Origin of the sequence: Enterobacter sp. V89_11 (assembly GCF_029967775.1) — a bacterium.
In the GTDB taxonomy this organism is placed as follows: Bacteria; Pseudomonadota; Gammaproteobacteria; order Enterobacterales; family Enterobacteriaceae; genus Enterobacter; species Enterobacter ludwigii.
Genome location: NZ_JASCAN010000045.1, coordinates 1 through 2400, shown reverse-complemented (window position 1 = coordinate 2400; position 2400 = coordinate 1). Strand labels below are relative to the sequence as shown.

Genomic DNA, 2400 nt, shown 5'->3' with positions numbered 1-2400 from the left:
GTTCCGGTATTACGACCCGGACTGCGGGCGGTTTACGCAGCAGGACCCGATAGGGTTAAATGGCGGGTTAAATCTTTACAGCTATGCTCCTAATCCTATAATCTGGACTGATCCTTTAGGTCTAACACCTTGTAAGGTTTTACCTTCTACACGTAGGGGTGGGGGGCAGGTAAACATTATGATCCTGTAAATGGACAAGGGTTGTATGTGCTACACGATGGAAAGAATATTATCTATTTAGGACGTGGGGATGCACCAACGCGTTTGAATAGCCATGCGAATACACAGGGTAAATCTCATTTGGAACAGTTGACCATAGCTGAAGCTAAATACTTGGAACAAAGAATTATGGATCTTAATGGTGGAGCTAAGTCAACGAATTCTTTAACAAATCTCCTCAATGAAATCAGATCGTATAGTCCTAATAACCCAAAGGCTGGCACATATGATATTGTGGGTCAAAACAGTGATTGGGGTGGAAAAGTATTGAATGATGCGTTATCAATACTGAAAGGTAATGGCTTATGAAAGTAAAATACAAAGAGGGTGACATCTTTGTCATTCCATTGAGCAATGGGAAATATGCGATTTGTCATATTTTTTTTGCTCCAAGCAAAAAATTTAAGCAAGCAATAGGGTTCTGCATATTATCAATACAGCAGGCTGAAGAACTTATTGATGGCGGTTCATTAACACCGCTAAGTTTTGAAAGGTTTGGTAAAGAGACGAAAGTTATCTTTACCGGCAACCAAAATATCAGCAAGGGCGTTTGGAAAATTATTGGTCACACTGATCTTACAGAAGAAAAAAACAATTGAAAATATTTAATTATGCTGGTGGTTTATATAATGGAGAGGACGAAATCAGGCGGTTATCTGTTGCCGAATACCCTAATTACACAACAATGGGGGTTTCAGGGTTTGAGCTTGCCGATAATATCCTGACCAATATTTGAGCATCAGGGGTAGGGTGCTTCCCCTGTCAGATTTCGTATTACCGCCACTCATTAACACCTTAAAAATATCACAGGTATTTTATTTTTGATGGCCTGGACTCACATTATTGGTAGAACGATAATAAAAATCGAGGTAATGTAATGAATGATAAAAAAATACAAATAGTTGATCTACTGATTTCACATAGTCAAATAGTGTTACGATCCCGAGACTATGACGAAAAGCTGAGTCAGTGGGGAAAGGGTAATGTTTCTCAAGGTGCTGTTCTTCACAAGGATTATGTTATATTCGATCCATTACCAGAGGACGCGTTTGGAGCAAACGTCAATATCAAAATAGAGAATGCTTTCAAATTGGATGAAAATGCTCAGCGCTGTATTGTTGTACCATTTTTCATTACGGATAAACATAAGCTGCAAATCGCTTCTGCAACTGAGAAGTTTTATTTGAATTTAGAGTTGCACGATGAACTTTATTCGCTCTTCTATGAGGTTTGTGAAGGAGATGAAATTTACTATAATTTCACCCTTGTACCTACAAAAGAAGCTATTGCTGCTAAGTTTTTGTTAGACAACCCTTGGGGGGGGATTAAGGAACATCCTCTCAAAGATGGTATTTTTTAAGGTTAATAGTAATTAAATTAAAACTTAAGAAATATAAAAACCACGCTTTGACGTGGATTTTTTCATTCAAATCAAATGCTAAACAAGAAGTTCATCACATCGTCATGTATAACGATAATCTTTCCCTTCCGCACGCGTTTTGGCTGCCTCTTACGCTCCTTGCTTATCCTTATTCACAACAAGTGTCAGCATACCCGTGAGGTCCCACCGGGAGGCCAGCCGCACCCAGGGGTTGCTGACCACCCTCAGCGAGTACGAACTTCTTGGTCGACTGCATCGTCGGGATGTATTCACTGACGATGCCCAGCGCCGCTGGGATTACGACTAGCGCAATAACTGGTGCGGGAAGAGCGTGACGATAACCCGTTCAGCTGGCAGTACGACAGCGCCGGGCGTTTGCTGGTTCAGAACGGTACGCTGCCGGTAACCCGCAGGAAGACTCTGCTGAGAAGGTCACGCACAACCGCCTGACGCAGCTGAACGACATTCGCTGGAGTTGTAACATACACGCCGGCACCATGGAGAAGGATAACAGCCAGACCCGCTGGCATTACCGCTACGACGGCGAGCACCGTCTGACGGAAGTCATCAGCCAGCCACGGGACCGCAACAAAACGCAGACGCAGGTCAGCTTCCGCTACGATCCGCTCGGCCGCCGCATCAATAAAACGCGACGCCAGATGATGGGCGGACAGCCAACAGGCAAGCCGGGTCAGCATCCGGTTTTTCTGGGAAGGGTTCCGTCTGCTGCAGGAAAGTGAAACGTAGGTATCAGGATATTCTCAGAACCTGCGGATGCAGGGGCAATACCTGGACCGTGA

Annotated in this window: 3 protein-coding genes and 1 pseudogene; all 4 read left to right on the top strand. The window is 43.8% G+C overall.

Annotated features, from left to right (window positions below):
* Nucleotides 1-207 precede the first annotated feature (207 nt).
* Nucleotides 208-528 carry a hypothetical protein gene (locus QLG09_RS22270; RefSeq protein ID WP_282489422.1) on the top strand — a complete coding sequence of 107 codons (321 nt, stop codon included), beginning with the start codon at nt 208-210 and terminating at the stop codon, nt 526-528.
* Entirely contained in the window at nt 525-818 is a 294-nt protein-coding gene (locus tag QLG09_RS22265; protein WP_233100349.1) for an Imm26 family immunity protein, read from the top strand. The genes QLG09_RS22270 and QLG09_RS22265 overlap by 4 nt, the downstream gene beginning before the upstream one ends.
* A 278-nt stretch (nt 819-1096) precedes the next feature.
* Complete coding sequence (gene comJ, locus QLG09_RS22260) at nt 1097-1579, top strand: competence protein ComJ (protein WP_049023295.1); 483 nt, start codon at nt 1097-1099, stop codon at nt 1577-1579.
* Between the two features lie 205 nt (nt 1580-1784).
* Nucleotides 1785-2344: pseudogene (locus QLG09_RS22255) on the top strand (type IV secretion protein Rhs); the annotation flags it as partial.
* Nucleotides 2345-2400: the final 56 nt, after the last annotated feature.

Coding starts and splice junctions, on each gene's coding strand:
- QLG09_RS22265 (WP_233100349.1), top strand. CDS start 525: ATGAAAGTAAAATACAAAGAGGGTGACATCTTTGTCATTCCATTGAGC.
- comJ (WP_049023295.1), top strand. CDS start 1,097: ATGAATGATAAAAAAATACAAATAGTTGATCTACTGATTTCACATAGT.